The sequence below is a fragment of the Serratia sp. 121840015-1 genome, from assembly GCF_053627655.1.
On the sequence record NZ_JBSEYF010000001.1, the window covers coordinates 2,341,338 to 2,354,850 of the forward strand.

The following is a 13,513-nucleotide window of genomic DNA, read 5'->3' on the forward strand; positions in this document are numbered from 1 at the left end:
AATTACGCTTTTTTGCCGGGTAAACGTCGGCGAGCGCCCAAGGGCGTGCCTGCTCGCTAGAGCATTAAAAAGAGAAGCCATACAAATTAATGATTCAACGAATGAGATAACTGCCCCATCGCCGTGGAAAGAACCGGATGGAGACGCGTTACAGTTTGCGGATCACATTGCCAATCAGGCATTTCACGGCGTTGACTTGCGCCGTCAGCCCCGGCTTGTCGGCGGGAAACACACCGTCCAGCGCCGCGGTACCGACGGTGAAGCCAACCGCATTGCCCGTCACCACGGCGGCGATGCGATCTTCGCGGTCGATAGAGCCGGCGATATAAACCGGTTTGTCGACCGCATCGCACACCCGCCGAATCAACGTCGGCACGTCGCCGGCAAAGCGGTAGGCCAGCAGATCCAGCCCTGTCACGCCCGGTAAAGCGGCGCGCTGGCGGGCGCTGGCGACAATATCGTCAATGTCACCTTCCAGCACGCTGGGGTGGCCGCTGATGCGGCCGGCAAACGGATAGTAGCGCAGGCCAGACTGACGAATGATCGGCAGCACGCTTTCCGGCCGCGTTCCCCCCATCAATACATCAACACCCAACGCCAGCGCCGCACGCGCCGAATTCATCTCGCTTTCCTCATCCAGGCTAACCACTTCCAGATAAGCGGTGGCGCCAGCGGCGTGGATCGCCTGCGCCAACTGTTTGAGTTGATCCAGCGGCAGGCCGATATCCTTAAAGCCGATATGCTTCACGCCGGCAGCCAGCACCTCTGGTAGCCGCGCTTGCGCATCGGGCACCGTGCTGTCGTTGCGCGTCAGCATGAAAATAAACTCGGGTGTGTGCATGGTGTTTCCTTATTGTCTTCAGGTGATATGAGTTATTGGGCGTGCAACATTTTTTCCGCCTGCCGGAAGGCGTACAGCAGGCTGGCGTGTTCCGCCCGTCCGCTGCCCGCGATATCGAACGCCGTACCGTGGTCGACCGAGGTGCGGATAAACGGCAGGCCGACGGTGACGTTAACGCCGTGATCCACCCCGAGATATTTCACCGGGATCAGGCCCTGGTCGTGATATTGGGCGACCACAATGTCGAACTCCCCGCGCCGGGCGCGCATGAAAACGGTATCGCCGGGCCAGGGGCCGCTGACGTCCAACCCCTGTTCCCGCGCCAGGGCGATGGCGGGCACGATGACGTCAAGATCTTCGCGGCCGAACAGGCCATTCTCCCCGGCATGCGGATTCAGGCCGGCCACCGCAATGCGCGGTTTCGCTATGCCCAGCGCCCGACAGGCCGTTTGCGCCAGATGAAACGCGCGCAGTTCGTTTTCCACGGTCGCCGCGTCGATGGCGTCCCGCAGCGAAACGTGAATGGAAACCAGGATCACCCGCAGCTCGTCGTTGGCCAGCATCATGGCAAAGTCCTGGGTGCCCGAGCGCGCTGCCAGGATCTCGGTGTGCCCCGGATAATCGATCCCCGCCAGGCGCATCGCCTCCTTGTTCAACGGTGCGGTGACGATGCCGGCGATACGCCCCGCCAACGCCAGATCGATGGCGGCAACTACCCAGGCATAAGACGCCGCGCCCGCGCGCTTATCGAGCCTGCCGAGGGGCAAGTCTGTCGGCAGCGCAACGCCGGCGGAATAGACGGCGGTTTCTCCCCGCATCCAGGCTTCGTCCCATCCCGCCAGCGAGGCGGGCAGCTCGCGGATGTGCAGCGTCAGCCCCAGACTGGCCGCCGCGCGCGCCAGGGCACCGGCATCGCCAATCACCACATAAGGCGTGCTCAACCGCTCTTTGGCCGCCAGTTTGGCGATGATCTCCGGCCCGATGCCGGCGGGATCGCCCATCGTTATCGCCAGCGGCAAGGTGGAAAGGGTCATCGTTCTTCTCCTTCTCGGTCAGCGCGCAACCGGGTTACGCAGTTCAACAACGTGGCAGCCCGGCCGAAACCGCCCGCCTTGGTGGCGAACGGCAGCCTGCGGCCCGGCAGATTTAACAACCCGAAAGGCACGCCGGGTTCCACCTCACCGAACAGCGTCAATGAGCCGGCCGCCATGGCGTCGACGATACGCCGCGCGGTATCGCCGCCGGTCGCCACCAGCCCGTCGAAGGCGGGCGTGCAACGGCTGACGACCGCGCCCAGCGCAGCGGCATGATCCGCCGTGGCCGCTCGCGACCGGGGCGACATCAGGCAAACCACATCGGCACGCGCAAACGCCGCTCGCACCTCTTGCGCTATCGCCTCGGGATCGGCCGCTTCAGGCAGCATGACAAGCACCGCGCCCGCCTGCCGCAGGCTTGCCAGCTGGGCGTCATTCGCCGGATGCAGGCTGCCAATCGCCACCAGCACCTTGCGGGCTCGCAGCGGCGGTTGAGCGGGCGGCGCGTTCTCCTCCGAGGACAACGCACGCGACAGCGCCGCCGCCAGGCCCGGCGACCCCACCCACACCACCGGTTCGGCAATGCCGATCCGCCTCACGACCTCATCCAGCTCGCCGTTGTCTGCGGCGTCGAATACCTGAAAGCGCGTCGGTTCCAGCCCCGCCATGCGCTCCATGACGTAGCCGGTGACGATCGGGTTCTTCGGATCGCGCGCAAAGGCGGTCTGCTCCAGCGCGACGCCGTCGACGTATTGCCGGCCGCCCACCGTGGTGCGGCCGACATCCGGGAAGGCCGGCGCGACGATGGCGAGACGGCGCCCGCTGCCCGTCAGCGCCCCGCGCGTTTCCGGCCCCAGATTGCCGCGCAGCGTGGAATCCACCGTTTTGTAGATGAGGCGCGCCGGTTTCACGCAGGCGGCGGCATGGCGAAAACGCCGCTCCGCCTACTCCGGCGAAACGAAGCGGGAATCTAAATCGAAGGCGACGATCTCCGCGTCCTGCAACGTGGCATCGGGCAGGCGCAGCATGACGCAGGCATTCAGTCCGCGTGCGGCGAACGGGGCCGCGCCGTCGAGCGCGCTGGTAAGATCATCGGCGAGAATGGCAATCATCGCAGTTACCCGTAAGTGGAAAGTGATGCACACTTTGGCGGATTTGGCTGGCAATAAAAAACGATTTGCGTAGTATCAATGATTGATAAAAACTCAATCAAAAGGGGGCGCAGTGCGTCAACGAAGATTGCCTAACCTGGCGGTATTGCGGGCTTTCGAAGCTACGGTGCGGTACGGCAGCGTGTCGAAAGCCGCCAAATCTCTCAACGTCACCGACGGCGCCGTCAGCCGCGCGGTGCGCGAATTCGAGCAGACCCTGGGATTCGCGCTGTTTCAACGCACCAGCCGCATGGTGCATCCGACGCCGCAGGCGCAAGAGCTGGCGAGCGAGATCGGCCGGGGGCTGGACAACCTGCAGTCGGCGATCGACCGCGCCTGTCGGCATCATCAGAATCGCCCGTTGGTGATCTCCTGCGAGCCGACCTTTCTGATCCGCTGGCTGATCCCGCGTCTGGCCGGTTTGCAGCAGGCGGTGGGGAAAGAACGCGATCTGCAGCTGGTCTCCGCCGACGGCGCCGTCGCCTTCTCGCGTGAAGGCATCGATCTGGCGATCCGCCGCAACGATTTCCCGATCGCTGACGACGTGGTCGCCCGCCCGTTCCTCAAAGAACGGGTCGGCCCGGTATGCCGCCGGGAGCATGCCGCGGCGGGGCGTGAACTGCGCGGTACCCTGCTCCACACCGAGACGCGCCCGTACGCCTGGCGCGACTGGTGTGCCCACAGCGGCATCGAGATCCGGCCGGGCAACGAGCTGCGTTTCGAACATTTCTATCTCAGCCTGCAGGCGGCGGTCGCCGGTGCCGGTATCGGCATCGGTCCGTTGGCGCTGGTGGCGGATGATATCGTCAACGGCGCACTGGTGGCGCCATATGGCTTTGCGCCTGACGGGACGGATTACGTGCTGATGGCCCAGGCCGACGCCCAGGAGGATGCGATCTTCTCAACGGTGTTGGATTGGCTGATCGCCATGGGGGAAGAAACCGAACGGGCGGTGTTGGTGGGCGAAAAGAAAGCGTAACGGGGAAAAGTCTCCGCCTGCCGCGCAGGGCAAGCGGAGTGGCGTCAGGCGGCGATTACTTCTGTTCGGCCTGACTTACGGTATCTTCGGCTTTCCAGATGCGGTATTTCACTTCCGCGTCTTTCGGCGCATACACCACGATCGGCAGGCGGCTGTTGTAGCGCTGCATCGCGGCATCACCCAGGTTGGCGGCGATGAATTGCTTGGTCTTAGTGTTGTCCGGGCAGCCCATCAGCGTTGAGGCCGGATCGGACAGCTTCTCCAACACCAGATAGTCATAGCCCCAGCCGGAAAGGGTTTTGGTCTCCAGCGTGCCGCCAATCATGTGGCGGTTGCAGTCCACTTCCAGCGTCTTGCCGATCAGCAGCTCCACCTTGTAGTTCTCTTCGTGCTCTTGCTTCGGCAGGTAGATCACCTGGCGGTTCATGCCCTTCTCGGCTTTCGGGTAAGGCGCGATCTTTTCCAGCGGCTGCTTGCTGATATCCGCGTCATCGCCAGAGGTCGCCGCCATTGCGCCGGCGGAAACGGCCATCAGCAGGCCAGAAAATACAACGGATGCCTTGTTCATGTTTTATCCCTACACGTTGTCAAATAATCCGCCTATAAACTAATACACTACAGCCAAGCTCGCCACAGGTTTAATCTTCTTTACAATAGGCGATCAATAGTGACAATCGCCTGATATCGCCGATTAACCGGAGTAATGACTCAGCGTTTCTTCAGGTTGGCAACATAGGCCTTCACCACCTGATAGACATAATCCTGGCATGCCAGCCCGGTTTGCGGATCGTATTTGCCCTGATTGGTGATGTTGTTGGACAACACGCGAATGCCGACGAACGGCACCTTGAACTCAGCGGCGATCTGCGCGGCGGAGGCGGTCTCCATCTCTTCGACCGACGTCCGGTAGCTGTCGTGGAAATAGCGAATGCGATCCAGCTCGCTGTTCCATACGTCAGCCGAGCCGATCACCCCTTCCACGACCTTGCCCTGTCGGTAATCGCTCTTAACGCTTTGCGCAATCGCCAGCAGGTTGGGGTCGGCGGGAAACTGACGCAGGCTGTGCGCCTTTTTGTCCTCGCCGGCGCTGCCTTTGGAAGCCAGCAGATCCATCGGCTGCCACTGACGCGAGTCGCTGCCTTCCCCCAACGCCTTGGCCGGCGTTTTGAACGCGCCGAGATTGACCGAATATTTGCCCAGCACGATGTCATATACTTTCAGTGCCGGGTCATGGCCGCCGGCGGTGCCCTGATTAATGATCGCCACCGGGTGAAACTGCGTGGCGGCGATCGCCGTGGCCGCCGCGGCGTTGGACATGCCCTTCAGCGTCTCCGACACCACCACCGGGTAGCCGTCTACGGTACCGTGCCAAAAGCGCCAGCCGCCAACCTGCTCCTCACGCGGGTTTTCCAACCGCTGGGCGAAACGTTCCGCCTCCACCGGCATGGCGCCCTGTACCACGATCGGCCCGGCCGCCGCAGGTTGGCCAAAGCTCAGCGGAGAAAAGGCCGCACCGGCGGCTGACAACAGTAAGACACGCGCTTTATTCTGCATCACCACACTCTCATCCCGAAAAAAAGCAAACGATTACCTTAGCCGAAGGCGGTGGCCTCGGATAGGGTTTTCTTACCGGGGGACTAAGGTTTTCTTAAGACAGAATTATTACAGTGGCGTTATTCAATCCTGCCACCGAGCCTGCGCGTGAATCCAGAATCGTCATTAAATCAATCCTCAACGGCACCGCAAATTAAGACAACCGCCCTTTACTCCCTGCCGGCATCCTTTTACCGTTGGCAGGTTTTTGGCCTGCTGATCAGCGGCCTGCTGTTCCTGTGGCTCTCCCGCAACGAACAGCTGGACTGGGCGATCAGCAACTTTTGGTACGATCCCGCCAGCCGGCATTTCCCGTGGCAAAACAATTATTGGCTGGATCTGATCAACCACCGCCTGCTGAAGCAAATAGTGATCGTCGGGGCGGTACTGACGCTGTTTTGGGGCATCTATCGCCGCAGCGCGCGCCTGATCGTGACCATGCTGTTGATCGGGATCGGCCCGTTGGTGGTGGGCATTCTCAAGGCCACCAGCGCGCACTCCTGCCCGTGGGATCTGATCGAGTACGGCGGCAAGGCGATGTCCTTCCCGCTGTTCGGCACGGTACCGGCGCTGCCGGGCCCCGGCCGCTGCTTCCCCGGCGGGCACGCCTCGAGCGGTTTCGCGGTCATGGCGTTGTTTTTCCTGTTTTATCCGCAGCGTCCGCGCCTGGCCTGGTGGTGCTGGTGCGGCGGCATTGCGCTCGGCATGCTGATGGGCTTTGGCCAGATCATGCGCGGCGCCCATTTTCTTACCCATAACCTGTGGGCGGGTTGGTGGGTTTGGTTAAGCCAGTTGGCTATTTATTGGACGGTTAGCGGCTATTGGCGCCGCAAGACGAGGTAACGGTTATGGAACAGTTGAACCATTTTCTTTTCGCCTGGATCAATGCGACCCCGGCGTCTCCCGAGTGGACGATCGATTTCGCCACCTTTTTGGCGCGCGATCTGATCATCATCGTGCCGCTGCTGATCGTCGGCCTGTGGCTGTGGGGGCCGCAAAGCCAGCTGGTTTCGCAGCGCCAGGTGGTAGCGAAAACCACTATCGCGCTGCTGTTCGCCATGCTCGCCGCCGCCACCATCGGCGCGCTGCTGCCGCATGAGCGCCCGTTCGTCGCCGGCGTTGGCTATACCTTCCTGGCACATGCGCCGGACAGCTCGTTCCCGAGCGATCACGGCACCGCCATCTTTACCTTTGCGCTGGCGTTTCTGTTCTGGCACCGGGTCTGGTCCGGCGTGCTGCTGATGATCGTCGCCGTCGGCATCGCCTGGTCACGCGTTTACCTCGGCGTGCACTGGCCGCTGGATATGGTCGGCGGTTTCCTGCTCGGCCTGGTCGGCTGCCTGTTCGCCCAACTGGTGTGGAATCTGTTCGGCGATGTCATCGCCGACAAGCTGTCGCGCCTGTATCGTTTCCTGTTCGCCTTCGCCATTCGCCGTGGCTGGGTGAAAGAGTAACTGCACAACATGACCGGGGCGTTACCGCCCCGTTATTTCACACCACGCCGGTGGTCACGCAAAACGCCCGCGTTTTTCCCGCCCCCAGCATCATTCCCGCCTCTTCCTCCAGCGCATTCGGGCGACAGTTCGCCGGCTGGATAAAAGCCAGCAGCCGCCGGTTGCCCTGAACGGCGATGCGCCGCAGGCCATAGTTGAATTGCCCGGTAGCGAAGCGCGTCACATAGCGCCGGCCTTGCGGCGCCAGCATAAAGAACTCGGCCTGATCCACATAGCGCGACAGATCGTCGGAGCACAGCAGTTCCTGCCCGAGCGCATCCCCCAACAGCGCCGGCGCCGGCAGGTTCTGACGGAATACCGCGTCGGGAAGGCAGCCGTAGTTGAGGCGACACACATAGCGCAGCGGCTGCGGCCGCTCGGCCAGGTTGGTGACCGTCATCTCAATGGCGAACTGCGCGCTCTGCGCCGCCAGACGCAGCGCCGGGCCGATGCGCCAACGCCCACCCGCCCGCTCCCCCTCGCCGTGCAACGTCAGCTCATCGCCCGCCAGTTGGAGCCACACGCGTTGCATCTGCAGCGGCTCACCGTCCTGATTCGGCCAGGCAGGGCAGAACGCGGCATCGTCAGCGCGCTTTTTTCCTGCGCCCCGCACGCTGCGGCGGCCCGACTTCAGCGAATAACCGTCAAACTCGGCATCCCAGATCGCGAGGCCCTGATACGGTAAAACCGTCAGCGCGCCACGGCTGTTCGCCAGCGTCAGCATCGGCCCGCGTTTTGCGCAACGATGTGCACTCACCGCGAAATCCGCGTTGCGGAACAGTTCCTGCCGCTGCGCCCCGAAAGCTTCAGGAGCCAGATCGATGTTGATCTTCATCTTTTTTCCCTCGACGTTTCGCTCGCGCAGGCCGCGAGCCCTAAAATGTTATTTAAATAACAAATCAACCATCCTTAATGTATACACACAGCGGCATCATATCGACGATCTCGTCGACATTTTTAAACACCACTAGGTTTATCTGTGTCGAAATGTTATTATTTTCACATTGCTTACCCCTTTTACTGTCTTAACCTCACTAAGGAACCGCGATGACCACCGAAAACATCGATTACGCCAGCTATATCGACCACACCCTGCTTGCGATGGACGCCACCGAACTGCAGATCGCCAAACTGTGCGAAGAAGCGCAGCAGCACAACTTCTATGCGGTGTGCGTCAACTCCGGCTACGTGCCGCTGGCAGCCCAACTGCTGCAGGAAAGCACTGTGAAAGTCTGCTCGGTGATCGGTTTCCCGCTGGGCGCCGGCCTGACCGTTGCCAAAGCCTTTGAAGCCAAAGCGGCGATCGCCGCCGGCGCGCAAGAGATCGATATGGTGATCAACGTCGGTTGGTTGAAAAGCGGCCTGCTGGACGAAGTGAAAGCCGACATCGCCGCCGTGCGCGAGGTTTGCGCGGCGATCCCGTTGAAGGTAATATTGGAAACCTGCCTGCTCAGCGATGCGCAGATCGTCCAGGTTTGTGAAATGTGTCGCGAACTCGATGTGGCCTTCGTGAAAACTTCCACCGGCTTCAGCACCGGCGGCGCTCGGGAAGAGCACGTCAAACTGATGCGCGAGACCGTGGGCAGCGAGATGGGCGTGAAAGCTTCCGGCGCCGTGCGCGATCGCGCCACCGCCGAGAAGATGATCAACGCCGGCGCCACGCGTATCGGCACCAGCTCCGGCGTCGCCATCGTTTCCGGCGCGCAGCCGGCGGCGGGCAGCTACTGATCGTCGGCATGCCCTGACGGGCACAGCCAATACACTCCGATGCGGGACAATACGGGCGGCCAAGGCGGCCCGATATTGCCCCGCATTGTTGTGTTTAGCGCCGGACACGCCGGCACGCCCTTTTACCTCTACTACCTGTGGGAAGACGGACCTATGGAAACGCGGCGCGAAGAACGTATCAACCGGCTAGTTCAGGCGTTAAAACGCGCTGACAAGATCCACCTGAAAGAAGCCGCCGTGCTGCTGGGGGTCTCGGAGATGACCATTCGCCGCGATCTGAGCGCCGAACCGGCGGCGGTGGTGCTACTCGGCGGCTATGTGGTGACCGATCCGCGCAGCAACGGCGTGACCAACTACTTCGTTTCCGATCAAAAAGCCAAGCAGGTGACGGAGAAACGGCGTATCGGCCTGCTGGCGGCCCCGTTGATCAATGAAAACGACACGGTGTTTTTCGACTGCGGCACCACTACCCCGGCGATCATCGACGCCATCGCCGACGAGCTGACCTTCACCGCCGTCTGTCATTCGCTGAACACCTTCCTGGCGCTGCAGGACAAACCGAACTGCAAGGTGGTCCTGTGCGGCGGTGAGTTCAAGCCGAACAACTACATCTTTTCCAGCGTCAGCGGCCGTAACGAGCTCGATCACATCTGCCCGAACATCGCCTTTATCTCCGCCGCCGGCCTCAGCCTGCAGCACGGCGCCACCTGCTTCAACTTCGACGAGCTGGAGATGAAGCATCGCGCCATGGCGATGGCGCAGCAAAAGATCCTGGTGGCAGACCACAGCAAGTTCGGCAAAACCAAACCGGCCTGCATCGGCCCCCTGACGCAGTTCGATCGGGTGATCAGCGACCGCCAGCCGGACGCCGACTTCATGGCGTTCTTCAACGACAACGCCATCGCTACCCGCTATTAGTCCGCCTTCTGCGCCGTCGAAACCGACGGCGCACCGTTGCAATCCCCTTCTTTCTCCGCCCGAAAATGAACAAATAATGCGCAATCGATTCGCGTTTTTCGCTTATCCGCACGCAACATCAGGTTAATAAAATGCAACAGGTCACCCGAGTGATTATTTTCTCGCAGGCTAAACCGGCTGTCGGCTGCGTGAATTAACGACTATTTATGGCTTTTATATGATAAATCGCGCCAAAGGCCGGGATGTTTAAATAAACGGCGGTTTAAGCGATTGCAGCAAATCTCGCCAATACCTGTTAGTTATCTGTTATTTATATGATGAATGGTTACGCATTTTTATCCGCTAACCACGTAAGTAATTTCCCTTGGTTATTAGCGGTGATTTTTAATGAAAACACATTAAAAACAAATAGATGAATTGAATTTTACTTAAAAATACAATGTGATCTACGTCACTAAAACTGCTTAATCCGGGTTTTTCGCTAGATCCAAAACCACGCATAAAATATATTGCTCGGCTTGCTGCTGAGCACAGCGCTTTATCCGGCTAATTATTGTACAAACCGCATAATCGCAGAAATCTTTATGAGAGCGTTCTCAGCACAAAATCTTACACAAATGTGCAACAAATGCGCGAAAAATCGATAAAAAAGCAGATAACTGCACATATTGCGCATTTGAGAGCAGGATCACGGTTGTTTCTACTGTAAATCGTTATCTTGCCGCCAACAAAAATCGACAGGCAAAGACCTGTCGGCAGCGGTAACGACTTTTATCACCCGTGACGGTGAAAAGTCTTTAGTGAATTACCCGGCGCTGTGCCTTGGTAATGAACGCAATAAACAACCAGGGGGACGCCAAAACATCCCCGCAAGCAACACCTGATTCTTACCGCAAGCGTTGCCTGAATAGGACGTTTGACGGTTTAACCTTAAGTTTTGTCTTTTAATTTTAAATTCGTGTTCACTTCGGAGATATTTATGGACACTACACAGACCGGCACAATTGCCTCTGCGGCCTCGGGCTCCAGCAGTACCTGGCGTAAAACGGATACCATGTGGATGTTGGGCCTGTACGGCACCGCCATCGGCGCAGGCGTCCTGTTCTTGCCAATCAACGCCGGTATCGGCGGTTTGATTCCTCTGATCATCATGGCCATCATCGCTTTCCCGATGACCTTCTTTGCCCACCGCGGCCTGTGCCGTTTCGTTCTGTCCGGCAAAAATCCCGGTGAAGACATCACCGCCGTGGTAGAAGAGCACTTCGGCATCACCGCCGGTAAGCTGATTACCCTGCTGTACTTCTTCGCCATCTACCCGATTCTGCTGGTTTACAGCGTGGCGATCACCAACACCGTCGACAGCTTCATCACCCACCAGTTGGGCATGACATCGCCACCGCGCGCCATCCTGTCGCTGATCCTGATCGTCGGCCTGATGACCATCGTGCGCTTCGGCGAGCAGGCCATCGTGAAAACCATGAGCATCCTGGTCTTCCCGTTCGTCGCGGTGCTGATGCTGCTGGCGGTGTATCTGATCCCTAACTGGACCGGCGCCATCTTCGAAAACGTGTCGCTGTCCGGCAGCGGTACCGGCATGGGCCACGGCCTGATCATGACCCTGTGGCTGGCGATCCCGGTAATGGTGTTCTCCTTCAACCACTCGCCGATCATCTCCGCCTTCGCCGTCGCCAAACGCGAAGAGTACGGCGCAGACGCCGAGAAAAAATGCTCCCGCATTCTGGCTTATGCACACATCATGATGGTGCTGACCGTGATGTTCTTCGTGTTCAGCTGCGTGCTGAGCCTGACGCCGGAAAACCTGGCGGAAGCCAAGGCGCAGAACATCTCGATTCTGTCTTACCTGGCTAACCACTTTAACAACCCGATGATCGCGTACATCGCGCCGGTTATCGCCTTCGTCGCCATCACCAAATCGTTCCTGGGCCACTACCTGGGCGCCCGTGAAGGCTTCAACGGCCTGGTTGCCAAGTCGATGAAGAGCCGCGGCAAAACCGTCAGCACCGCCAAGCTGAACCGCATGACCGCAATCTTCATGCTGGTGACCACCTGGATCGTCGCCACCCTGAACCCAAGCATCCTGGGCATGATCGAAACCCTGGGCGGCCCAATCATCGCCATGCTGCTGTTCCTGATGCCGATGTATGCCATCCGTAAAGTGCCTGCCATGCGCAAGTACAGCGGCCACATCAGCAACGTGTTCGTGGTTGTGATGGGTCTGATCGCCATCTCTGCTATCGTGTTCAGCCTGCTCGGCTAATCACGTCCGGCCGGCGCCGCTGCGCGCCGGCCCTCCCGCACTCCCCCATTTCCCGTATTCACCGCCTGAAACCTGAAGAAGGAGGCGAGACCATGGTCAGCGTTTTCGATATTTTCAAAATTGGCATCGGCCCATCCAGTTCCCACACCGTTGGCCCGATGAAAGCCGGCAAACAGTTCGTCGACGATCTGATCGCCCACCAGCAGCTGCAGGACACCACCCGCGTGGTGGTCGACGTGTACGGTTCGCTGTCGTTGACCGGTAAAGGCCACCACACCGATATCGCCATCATCATGGGCCTGGCCGGCAACCTGCCGCACGACGTGGACATCGACAGCATTCCGGGCTTTATCCGCGACGTCGAACAGCGCGGCCGCCTGTCGCTGGCCAACGGCCACCACGAGGTGGATTTTCCGCTGCACGGCGGCATGAATTTCCACAGCGACAACCTGCCGCTGCACGAAAACGGCATGCGCATCCGCGCCTTCGCCGGTGAACGCCTGCTGCACAGCAAAACCTATTACTCGATCGGTGGCGGTTTCATCGTCGACGAAGAGCACTTCGGCCAGTCCGCCGAAGGCGCCACGCCGGTGCCCTACCCGTTCAAATCGGCGCACGATCTGCAGCAGCATTGCAAAGACACCGGGCTATCGTTGTCCGGCCTGGTGATGCAGAACGAGCTGGCGCTGCGCAGCAAGGCGGATATCGACGCGCACTTCGCCGACGTCTGGCAGGTGATGAGCGCCGGTATCGAACGCGGCATCAACACCGAAGGCTTGCTGCCCGGCCCGATGAAAGTGCCGCGCCGCGCCGCCGCGCTGCGCCGCATTCTGGTGACCGGCGACAAGAACAATATCGATCCGATGAACGTGGTCGATTGGATCAACATGTTCGCGTTGGCCGTCAACGAAGAGAACGCCGCCGGTGGCCGCGTGGTCACCGCGCCGACCAACGGCGCCTGCGGCATCATCCCTGCGGTGCTGGCTTACTACGACAAGTTCATCCGCCCGGTAAATGCCAATTCCTACACCCGCTACTTCCTGGCGTCTGGGGTGATTGGCGCGCTGTACAAAATGAACGCCTCGATCTCCGGCGCCGAAGTGGGCTGTCAGGGGGAAGTGGGCGTAGCCTGTTCGATGGCGGCGGCCGGGTTGACCGAGCTGCTGGGCGGCAGCCCGGCGCAGGTGTGCATCGCGGCGGAGATCGCCATGGAGCACCATTTGGGGCTGACCTGCGATCCGCTCGCCGGCCAGGTTCAGGTGCCCTGCATCGAACGCAACGCTATTTCCGCCGTCAAGGCGGTCAACGCCGCACGCATGGCGATGCGCCGCACCAGCGAACCACGAGTTTGTCTGGATAAGGTGATCGAAACCATGTACGAAACAGGCAAAGACATGAACGCCAAATACCGCGAAACCTCCCAGGGCGGGCTGGCGATTAAGGTCGTGGCCTGCAACTGACCGCCACGGCGAGGCCCTAAAGGCGCCGGCCGGTCCGA

At 60.2% G+C, this 13,513-nt stretch carries 14 protein-coding genes and 1 pseudogene; 7 read left to right on the forward strand and 8 right to left on the reverse strand.

Annotated features, from left to right (window positions below):
* Positions 1 to 148: 148 nt before the first annotated feature.
* From ACUXAC_RS11390 to ACUXAC_RS11410, 5 genes and pseudogenes are all read right to left on the reverse strand, one after another.
* Positions 149 to 841 (reverse strand): beta/alpha barrel domain-containing protein, encoded by a 693-nt coding sequence (locus ACUXAC_RS11390; RefSeq protein ID WP_387442676.1) that lies wholly within the window; start codon positions 839 to 841, stop codon positions 149 to 151.
* Positions 842 to 873: 32 nt separating this feature from the next.
* Positions 874 to 1,875: a 4-hydroxythreonine-4-phosphate dehydrogenase PdxA gene (gene pdxA, locus ACUXAC_RS11395; RefSeq protein ID WP_387442679.1), complete on the reverse strand. Its 1,002-nt coding sequence runs from the start codon at positions 1,873 to 1,875 to the stop codon at positions 874 to 876.
* Positions 1,872 to 2,552 carry a nucleotide-binding domain containing protein gene (locus ACUXAC_RS11400; protein WP_387442713.1) on the reverse strand — a complete coding sequence of 227 codons (681 nt, stop codon included), beginning with the start codon at positions 2,550 to 2,552 and terminating at the stop codon, positions 1,872 to 1,874. Before ACUXAC_RS11400 ends, pdxA begins: the two co-directional genes overlap by 4 nt.
* Positions 2,553 to 2,789 (reverse strand): annotated as a pseudogene (locus ACUXAC_RS11405) (four-carbon acid sugar kinase family protein); the annotation flags it as partial.
* A gap of 30 nt (positions 2,790 to 2,819) precedes the next feature.
* Positions 2,820 to 2,987 (reverse strand): four-carbon acid sugar kinase family protein, encoded by a 168-nt coding sequence (locus ACUXAC_RS11410; protein WP_387442682.1) that lies wholly within the window; start codon positions 2,985 to 2,987, stop codon positions 2,820 to 2,822.
* Positions 2,988 to 3,099: 112 nt separating this feature from the next.
* Between ACUXAC_RS11410 and ACUXAC_RS11415 the strand changes: the two genes are divergently transcribed.
* Positions 3,100 to 4,005, forward strand: a complete 906-nt coding sequence (locus ACUXAC_RS11415) for a LysR family transcriptional regulator (RefSeq protein ID WP_454266667.1) — start codon at positions 3,100 to 3,102, stop codon at positions 4,003 to 4,005.
* 55 nt (positions 4,006 to 4,060) lie between these two features.
* Here ACUXAC_RS11415 and eco read toward each other — a convergent pair whose 3' ends face one another.
* Positions 4,061 to 4,573: a serine protease inhibitor ecotin gene (gene eco / locus ACUXAC_RS11420; protein ID WP_049202226.1), complete on the reverse strand. Its 513-nt coding sequence runs from the start codon at positions 4,571 to 4,573 to the stop codon at positions 4,061 to 4,063.
* A 140-nt stretch (positions 4,574 to 4,713) separates the two neighbouring features.
* A complete protein-coding gene (locus ACUXAC_RS11425; RefSeq protein ID WP_387442716.1) occupies positions 4,714 to 5,559 on the reverse strand; it encodes a 5'-methylthioadenosine/S-adenosylhomocysteine nucleosidase in 846 nt (281 codons plus the stop codon).
* A gap of 147 nt (positions 5,560 to 5,706) precedes the next feature.
* Between ACUXAC_RS11425 and ACUXAC_RS11430 the strand changes: the two genes are divergently transcribed.
* Complete coding sequence (locus tag ACUXAC_RS11430) at positions 5,707 to 6,441, forward strand: phosphatase PAP2 family protein (RefSeq protein WP_387442686.1); 735 nt, start codon at positions 5,707 to 5,709, stop codon at positions 6,439 to 6,441.
* A 5-nt stretch (positions 6,442 to 6,446) separates the two neighbouring features.
* Positions 6,447 to 7,052 (forward strand): undecaprenyl-diphosphate phosphatase, encoded by a 606-nt coding sequence (gene ybjG, locus ACUXAC_RS11435; protein ID WP_060440718.1) that lies wholly within the window; start codon positions 6,447 to 6,449, stop codon positions 7,050 to 7,052.
* Between the two features lie 37 nt (positions 7,053 to 7,089).
* Here the strand turns inward: ybjG and ACUXAC_RS11440 are convergent, their stop codons facing one another.
* A complete protein-coding gene (locus ACUXAC_RS11440) occupies positions 7,090 to 7,926 on the reverse strand; it encodes an aldose epimerase family protein (RefSeq protein ID WP_387442689.1) in 837 nt (278 codons plus the stop codon).
* Positions 7,927 to 8,138: 212 nt separating this feature from the next.
* On the opposite strand from ACUXAC_RS11440, the gene deoC reads away from it, so the two are divergent.
* The 4 genes from deoC to ACUXAC_RS11460 all read left to right on the forward strand — a co-directional run bounded on the left by deoC (position 8,139) and on the right by ACUXAC_RS11460 (position 13,475).
* Positions 8,139 to 8,819 carry a deoxyribose-phosphate aldolase gene (gene deoC / locus ACUXAC_RS11445; protein ID WP_387442691.1) on the forward strand — a complete coding sequence of 227 codons (681 nt, stop codon included), beginning with the start codon at positions 8,139 to 8,141 and terminating at the stop codon, positions 8,817 to 8,819.
* 153 nt (positions 8,820 to 8,972) lie between these two features.
* Positions 8,973 to 9,737, forward strand: coding sequence for a DNA-binding transcriptional repressor DeoR (deoR, locus tag ACUXAC_RS11450; protein ID WP_060421601.1), 765 nt, complete (start codon positions 8,973 to 8,975; stop codon positions 9,735 to 9,737).
* A gap of 979 nt (positions 9,738 to 10,716) precedes the next feature.
* Entirely contained in the window at positions 10,717 to 12,015 is a 1,299-nt protein-coding gene (locus ACUXAC_RS11455) for an HAAAP family serine/threonine permease (RefSeq protein WP_038881129.1), read from the forward strand.
* 92 nt (positions 12,016 to 12,107) lie between these two features.
* A complete protein-coding gene (locus ACUXAC_RS11460; protein WP_110611607.1) occupies positions 12,108 to 13,475 on the forward strand; it encodes an L-serine ammonia-lyase in 1,368 nt (455 codons plus the stop codon).
* The last annotated feature ends 38 nt before the right edge of the window (positions 13,476 to 13,513 follow it).

Bases quoted from the DNA above. Each gene is read 5' to 3' on its own strand.
- ACUXAC_RS11390 (WP_387442676.1), bottom strand. From the start codon at position 841: ATGCACACACCCGAGTTTATTTTCATGCTGACGCGCAACGACAGCACG.
- pdxA (WP_387442679.1), bottom strand. From the start codon at position 1,875: ATGACCCTTTCCACCTTGCCGCTGGCGATAACGATGGGCGATCCCGCC.
- ACUXAC_RS11400 (WP_387442713.1), bottom strand. From the start codon at position 2,552: ATGGAGCGCATGGCGGGGCTGGAACCGACGCGCTTTCAGGTATTCGAC.
- ACUXAC_RS11410 (WP_387442682.1), bottom strand. From the start codon at position 2,987: ATGATTGCCATTCTCGCCGATGATCTTACCAGCGCGCTCGACGGCGCG.
- eco (WP_049202226.1), bottom strand. From the start codon at position 4,573: ATGAACAAGGCATCCGTTGTATTTTCTGGCCTGCTGATGGCCGTTTCC.
- ACUXAC_RS11425 (WP_387442716.1), bottom strand. From the start codon at position 5,559: ATGCAGAATAAAGCGCGTGTCTTACTGTTGTCAGCCGCCGGTGCGGCC.
- ybjG (WP_060440718.1), top strand. From the start codon at position 6,447: ATGGAACAGTTGAACCATTTTCTTTTCGCCTGGATCAATGCGACCCCG.
- ACUXAC_RS11440 (WP_387442689.1), bottom strand. From the start codon at position 7,926: ATGAAGATCAACATCGATCTGGCTCCTGAAGCTTTCGGGGCGCAGCGG.
- deoC (WP_387442691.1), top strand. From the start codon at position 8,139: ATGACCACCGAAAACATCGATTACGCCAGCTATATCGACCACACCCTG.
- deoR (WP_060421601.1), top strand. From the start codon at position 8,973: ATGGAAACGCGGCGCGAAGAACGTATCAACCGGCTAGTTCAGGCGTTA.
- ACUXAC_RS11455 (WP_038881129.1), top strand. From the start codon at position 10,717: ATGGACACTACACAGACCGGCACAATTGCCTCTGCGGCCTCGGGCTCC.
- ACUXAC_RS11460 (WP_110611607.1), top strand. From the start codon at position 12,108: ATGGTCAGCGTTTTCGATATTTTCAAAATTGGCATCGGCCCATCCAGT.